This window comes from Haloprofundus marisrubri (assembly GCF_001469955.1).
Classification (GTDB): Archaea; Halobacteriota; Halobacteria; order Halobacteriales; family Haloferacaceae; genus Haloprofundus; species Haloprofundus marisrubri.
The window spans coordinates 154,999-161,568 of sequence record NZ_LOPU01000037.1 but is presented as its reverse complement, the minus strand read 5'-3'; the positions used below and the strand labels follow the sequence as shown (position 1 = coordinate 161,568).

At 63.0% G+C, this 6,570-nt stretch carries 5 protein-coding genes; 1 reads left to right on the top strand and 4 read right to left on the bottom strand.

Features of this window, described 5'->3' with window-relative positions; all coding sequences use genetic code 11:
* On the bottom strand, positions 1–1,226 hold a 1,226-nt coding region (locus AUR64_RS18445), incomplete at its 3' end, for an O-acetylhomoserine aminocarboxypropyltransferase/cysteine synthase family protein (RefSeq protein ID WP_058583433.1).
* Between the two features lie 240 nt (positions 1,227–1,466).
* Between AUR64_RS18445 and AUR64_RS20175 the strand changes: the two genes are divergently transcribed.
* Positions 1,467–2,363 (top strand): ABC transporter permease, encoded by an 897-nt coding sequence (locus tag AUR64_RS20175; protein ID WP_082230852.1) that lies wholly within the window; start codon positions 1,467–1,469, stop codon positions 2,361–2,363.
* 155 nt (positions 2,364–2,518) lie between these two features.
* On the opposite strand, the gene metX is transcribed toward AUR64_RS20175, so the two are convergent.
* The 3 genes from metX to AUR64_RS18425 form a co-directional block, all read right to left on the bottom strand.
* Positions 2,519–3,814: a homoserine O-acetyltransferase MetX gene (metX, locus tag AUR64_RS18435; RefSeq protein WP_058583431.1), complete on the bottom strand. Its 1,296-nt coding sequence runs from the start codon at positions 3,812–3,814 to the stop codon at positions 2,519–2,521.
* Entirely contained in the window at positions 3,811–5,103 is a 1,293-nt protein-coding gene (locus tag AUR64_RS18430; RefSeq protein WP_058583430.1) for an O-acetylhomoserine aminocarboxypropyltransferase/cysteine synthase family protein, read from the bottom strand. Before AUR64_RS18430 ends, metX begins: the two co-directional genes overlap by 4 nt.
* A gap of 105 nt (positions 5,104–5,208) precedes the next feature.
* Positions 5,209–6,408 carry a pyridoxal-phosphate-dependent aminotransferase family protein gene (locus tag AUR64_RS18425; protein WP_058583429.1) on the bottom strand — a complete coding sequence of 400 codons (1,200 nt, stop codon included), beginning with the start codon at positions 6,406–6,408 and terminating at the stop codon, positions 5,209–5,211.
* Between the last annotated feature and the right edge of the window lie 162 nt (positions 6,409–6,570).

Below are 6,570 nucleotides of genomic sequence, written 5' to 3'. Positions count from 1 at the left end.
ACGCCCGCCGCTTCCTGCTCTTCGGCGGTGAGTTGTTGGTGGGTCGTCGACGCGGGGTGGATGACGAGCGTCTTCGCGTCGCCGACGTTCGCCAGAAGCGAGGCGAGTTCGACGTTCTCGACCGTCGCACGCGCCGCGTCGTAGCCCTCGGAGAGGCCGAACGTAATCATCCCGCCGTAGCCGCCGTCCAAGTATTCCGAGGCCTCCGCGTGCGTCTCGTGCGACTCCAGACCGGGGTAGTTCACCCATTCGACGGCCGCGTGGTCGTCGAGATACTCGGCGACGATGTGGGCGTTCTCGCAGTGCCGGTCCATTCTCAGTGGAAGCGTCTCCAGTTTTTCGAGCGTCTGCCAAGCGTCGAACGGCGACTGTTGGTTGCCCAAATCACGCAGACCGCGGGCGATGGCGGCGTAGGTGAACGCGGCGTCGCCGAAGCGTTCGGCGAAGTTGACGCCGTGGTACGCCGGGTTCTCGGTGGCGATTTCGGCGTACTTCTCGGCGTACTCGGTCCACGGGAACGACCCTCCGTCGACCAACACGCCGCCGACGGTGGTCCCCGCACCGGTAATCCACTTCGTCGTCGACTCCCAGACGAGGTCCGCGCCGTGTTCGAGCGGACGGCACAGTGCAGGCGTGGCGAACGTGTTGTCGACGAATAGCGGCGCGCCGTTCTCGTGGGCGATATCGGCGATGCGTTCGATGTCGGGCGTCACCAGCGCCGGGTTGCCGATGGTTTCGAGGTGGACGTACGCCGTGTTCTCGTCGATAGCCTCCGCGTAGGCGTCGTAGTCGAGGGCGTCGACGAACCGCGTCGAGACGCCGCGGCGTTCGACGGTGTGCGTGAGGTAGGTGTACGTCCCGCCGTACAGCGCCGACGACGAGACGATGTTGTCGCCCGATTCGGCGAGGAGAAACGTCGCAAGGTCGAACGACGCCATCCCTGAGGAGGTGGCGACTGCGCCGACGCCGCCTTCGAGCGACGCGAGGCGCTCTTGGAGCATCTCGTTCGTCGGGTTCATCAACCGCGAGTAGATGTGGCCCGGTTTCTCCAGCGCGAACTGGGCGGCGGCGTCGTCGGCGTCGTCGAAGACGTAGGAAGTCGTTTGGTACAGCGGCGGGGCGCGTGCGCCCGTCGCCGGGTCGGGGTCCTGTCCGGCGTGGAGACTGCGCGTTCGGAAGCCGGGACTGTCGGATGCGTCGGGGGTGTCGTCGTTCTCCTCGGACATAGTGAGGTGTTGGCAGCCGACGTGGGTAAAACGGGGTGACGGAGACAGGAACTGCCAAGAGCTGTGACGGGGTGCGAGCGACAGCGTCGTCTCTGTCGAAACAGCCGGCCAGTTCAGTTCGACGAGGCTGTGCTGAATACAGAGGGTGTATGCAGCACCGGTCTCAAACGACGTTACTCAATTTCCCATGGATATCTCCGAACCCGAAATGATAAACAAAACACAACTCAGGTGTACTGTATGCAGTGGCCCCTCCTAGCTCGCACTGAATTCCAACTCTTGGTCCGCTCTAAGGGACAATGGCTGTTGTTCCCGGTTATACTGCTACTCGGACTTCTCATTGGGACCCCTCAACCAGAAGTGGCAGAAGCAATTGGTGCAACTGCAGTAATCGCTGGATTCCAAATCCCAGTAGCAGTCTTTGGAGGGTTTGGAGGGCTATTAGTGTCGTACCGTGCCGTATCGCATGGGCGTGAGTCGGGCCGTATCTTGCTTATTGGCTCACTTCCCTTTGCTCGGTGGGAAATCGTCGTTGGGAAAGTAGTGGGTCGTGCGGTAGCAGTTGCAGTACCGACGCTACTTGCAGTTGTTGTTGGGTATGGCGTTGGTGCGCTTGGTGGACGTGTGGCCTCACCAGTTGTGTTAGTTGGGTTTCTTGCTCTGTCTTTCTGCTATCTTCTGGTTACCGTTGGGATTGGAGTCACTCTCTCAACAGTCTCAAAATCTAGTCGACCTTCTGTTGCTGGTATCATTGTTTACTTTCTCACGTTGACGGTAGCATGGGTTGATCTCGTCTCACCTGTACTCTACCGCGAACTCACCGGGCGTTCAATTACTCCAATACATCCACCGGCAGATGTTGGTCTGTTTTTGTTACAGCGTTCGACCCCGTACGGTGCATTTTCTGTCGCCTCGAATTGGCTATTTGATGTCGGGAACTCAAGTGCGAGTTTCAATTCAGCGGTATTACAGTCACTTCCCAGAATCAATACGAATGCACTTTTGGTAAGCGATGCATTCGGCCCGGCTGTACCGCCGGTTCTCACAGAACCAGTCGCAGTACTGATCTTGAGCATCTGGTTAATTCTTCCCCTCCTCAGCGGGATCGTCTTGTTCAGCCGTGTCGATTTTGTTTGAAATGTCTAAAACTCTTGTCAGGAAGGGGTTCCTACGAGCCACAACTGCAGTCCTGCACATGCTCTCTGTATTCAGCACATAAACCCTCTCAGAGTCCGGGAAGTCCGGCAGAGCCACAGCGTAAAAATCGAGCAGCGACCCAAAGACCGACATCCTCACCGCGAAAAGAGACTAGAGTGAACGGGTGCGAACTCGGTGTCCGTCCCGCCGTCGCTCTCGACTGCCGTATCGGTGACGGCGCGTCCCTCGACGCCATCAGCGAGGAAGTCGGCGACAGGTGGTCCGACGTTCTCGGGTTCGACGAGGAAGGCGTCGTGGCCGTGGTCGGAGTCGACGACGTGGTGAGCGACCGGAATCTCGGAGGCGCGAAACGCCTCCGCGAGCGACTCGGACTGTTCGGTCGTGAAGTGCCAGTCGGCGGTAAACGAGAGGAGAAGGGCTTCGCCCGCGAACGCCGCCAGCGCGTCGGCGTCCGAGTCGTACCCCTCCCGAAGGTCGAAGTCGTCCATCGCCCGCGTGAGGTACAGATACGAGTTGGCGTCGAAGCGGTCGACGAAGTTGTCGGCGTTGTAGTCGAGATACGACTCCACGTCGCGGTACGGGAAGAACGACGCCGCCGGGTCCGTGGGAAACGTCTCGCGATGGGCGTCGCGGCCGGCCGACCGTCTGCCGAACTTCTGGGCCATCGACGACTTCGAGAGGTACATCACGTGGCCCAACTGCCGCGCGAGCGCTAGCCCGTTCTCCGGCCCCGGTTGTCCGTAGTAATCGCCGCCGTTCCAGTCGGGGTCGGTCGTGATGGCACGGCGTGCAACGGCGTCGAGTGCGAGACACTGCGGGTCGAGACGGGCGGCGGCGGCGACGACGACGATTCGAGTGGCGTCGTCGGGGTAGCGCCGCGCCCAGTCGAGCACGTTCATCCCGCCGACGCTGCCGCCGACGACGGCGTGAAGGCGGCCGACGCCGAGAGCGTCCAAGAGACGGCGTTGTGCGCGTGTCCAGTCGCCGACGGTCACGGGGGGAAAGTCGGTCCCCCACGGGTCGCCGTCGGGACCGTCGCTGGCGGGGCCGGAACTGCCGTAACAGGAGCCGGGAACGTTCGCGCAGACGACGTAATAGTCGGAGGTGTCGATGGCTTTCCCGGGGCCGACGACGTCGTTCCACCACGCGCGCGCTTGGCCCGCGGTAGCCGAGTCTCCGTTTTTCTCGTCGCTGTCGGCGCTGTCGGCGTCCTCGTCAGCCTCGTCGACCCCGGTGTCGTCGCGCGACCACGCCGAGCGGTCCACGTCGGCGACGTGTTGGCTGCCGGTGAGCGCGTGACAGACCAAGACGGCGTTGTCGCCGGTGAACTCCCCGTACGCTTCGTAGGCGATTTGCAGGTCGTCGATGGACTCGCCGCACTCGAACTCGAACTCGCCCACGGAGACGGTGTCGCGGTCGACGCCGGTCATGTTTCTCCGTTCGCGCGTGTCGCTCGTTCGATGCCGTGTTCGACGTCCGCGAGGATGTCCTCGGGGTCCTCGATGCCGACCGAGAAACGGAGCATGTCGGGGCGGACGCCCGCGGCCTTCTGTTCGACTTCGCTCAACTGGGCGTGGGTCGTACTCGCGGGGTGGATAACGAGCGTCTTCGCGTCGCCGATGTTGGCGAGGAAGGAGGCGAGTTCGGTCTCCTCGCAGAACGCTTTGCTCACCTCGTAACCGCCTTCCAAGCCGAACGTGACCATCCCGCCGAAGTCGGAGAGATATTTCGTGGCGTTGTCGTGGGTCGGATGTGAATCGAGGCCAGGATGGGTCACCCACGCCACGTCGTCGTGGTCGTCGAGGTACTCGGCGACGATACGGGCGTTCTCGCAGTGGCGGTCCATTCTCAGAGGAAGGGTTTCGAGGCCTTGTAGGGTCTGCCAGGCGTCGAACGGCGACTGCTGGTTCCCGAGCGAGCGGACGGCACGCTGGCGGGCCGCGGTGGCGAACGCTCGGTCACCGAACCGTTCGGAGAAGTCGACGCCGAACGCGGGGTTCTCGCCGGCGAGTTCCGGGTAGTTCTCTTCGTACTCGGCCCACGGAAACGACCCGCCGTCGACGAGAATGCCGCCGACGGTCGTCCCCGAACCGTGGAGCCATTTGGTGGTCGACTCCCAGACGATGTCCGCGCCGTGTTCGAGCGGGCGACAGAGCGCCGGCGTGGCGAACGTGTTGTCGACGAACAGCGGCGCGCCGTGGTCGTGGGCGATTTCGGCGACTCGCTCGAAATCGGGCGTCACCAGAGAAGGGTTGGCAATGGTTTCGACGTGGACGAACGCGGTGTTCTCGTCGATAGTGTCGGCGTAGGCGTCGTAGTCGAGCGTCTCGACGGTTCTCGTCTCGATTCCTCGACGACTGGCCATCTTCGAGAGGTACGCGCTCGTGCCGCCGTAGGCGTCGGCGCTGGCGACGACGTTGTCGCCCGCAGAGGCGAGAATGCTCGTCGCGCTGTCGAACGCCGCCATGCCCGAGGCGGTGGCGACTGCGCCCGTTCCGCCTTCGAGGTCTGCGAGGCGGTCTTCGAGTACTCTCACAGTAGGATTCGAGATGCGCGAGTAAACGTCGCCCTCGGCGTCGAGAGCGTACAAATCGGCCGCGTGGTCGGCGTCGTCGAAGACGTACGACGTGGTCTGGTAGATAGGCGGCGCTCGCGCGCCTGTCACGGGGTCCGGCGCGTGCCCGGCGTGGAGACTCCGGGTTCGGAAACCACGAGTCATGTACGTGAAGCATATTCTCTGAGAAGGATATAACCGTCAGTTACGGCAAATGCTGCAGGGTGTCGTCACTCTCGACAGAGAGACAGAGAAGACACAGAGGGAGGTTCAGTCGTCCGAAGCCGAGACCGCTTTCGTGTCGAGGGCGTCTTCCGCCGTCTCGACACCGGCGTCGATATCCACGTCGACACCGACTTCCTGCATCGCCTCACCCACTGTGCGAATTCCGCGGAGAATCTGTTCTGAGGTGAGGTGGCCCATGTTGCTCACCCGGAAGATTTCGCCGCCGAGGTGGGCCTGACCGCCCGAAATGCTGACGTTGCGGTCTTTGACCGCGTCGAAGAACTTCTCGGAACTGTCGCCGCGAATCTCCTCGGGCAACGCGATAGCCGTGAGCGTGTTCGAGAACTGGGTCGGCCCGTCGGTGTTCGGGAAGGAGTCGAGTCCCATCGCGTGGAAGCCCTCGCGGAACGCCGCGGACTGGCGGCGGTGGCGGGCGATTCGGTTCTCAATCCCCTCGCTCTCGATATCTTCGACGGCGACAGCGAGCGCGCGGAACAGCGGGACGGCGCTCGTAAACGGCGTCTGGTGGCTGTCGGCTTTGCGGAGATGCCAGTCGAGGTCCTCGTAGAACGGTGCGGACTCGCCGTCGAGACGCTCGGCCGCTCGCTCGCGGACGTACATCGCGCTAACTCCCGGCGGCGCGGCCAGTGCCTTCTGTGCGTCCGTGATGGCGATATCGACGTTCCAGTCGTCGAGTCGAATTTCGTCGCCGCCGATGCTCGTCACGCCGTCCATCACGAAGACGGCGTCGTGGTCGGCCGCGATTTGTCCCACTTCTTTCGCGGGGTTCAGGAGACCGGTACTGGTCTCGTTGTGAACCATCGTCACCACGTCGGTGTCGTCGGTGACGGCTTCCGCTACGTCGTCGACCGACAGCGACTCGCCCCAGTCGGCTTCGACGCGGGTCACCGAGGCGTAACGGTCGGCGATGCGGGCGAAACGGCGGCCGAACTTCCCGTTGACGAGCGAGACGACCTCGCCGCCGTCGCCGACGAGATTGGCGACGGCCGCCTCCATCCCCATCGTCGCGGTTCCGTTGAGAATCAACGACGTCCCGTCGTCGGCGGTCGATTCACCCGAGAGCGTCGATTGCGTGAACACGTAGTCGAGGCCGTCCTGCGCTCGCTCGTACACCGCCTCGAACTCGGCGGAGCGATGCGAGACCATCGGTTCGGCCATCGACTGTAACACCTCGTCAGTGACCGGGACCGGCCCCGGGTTGAGAAGCAGGAAGTCCTCGTCCATACGCCGCCGTTGTTTGCCCGTCGGGATAAGCCTCGCGGGATTCGCAAACGTCGCCAGTGCCGCTACCGACGGTATCTCCGGGTGAGTTCGACACGCCGGTCGTCGCACGACGACCTCGAATCGGGTGAATCCGGACCGCTTTACCACCCCGGACGCGAACGA

Excerpts from the sequence above, each read along its gene's own strand:
- AUR64_RS20175 (WP_082230852.1), top strand. The coding sequence starts at position 1,467 with ATGCAGTGGCCCCTCCTAGCTCGCACTGAATTCCAACTCTTGGTCCGC.
- metX (WP_058583431.1), bottom strand. The coding sequence starts at position 3,814 with ATGACCGGCGTCGACCGCGACACCGTCTCCGTGGGCGAGTTCGAGTTC.
- AUR64_RS18425 (WP_058583429.1), bottom strand. The coding sequence starts at position 6,408 with ATGGACGAGGACTTCCTGCTTCTCAACCCGGGGCCGGTCCCGGTCACT.
- AUR64_RS18430 (WP_058583430.1), bottom strand. The coding sequence starts at position 5,103 with ATGACTCGTGGTTTCCGAACCCGGAGTCTCCACGCCGGGCACGCGCCG.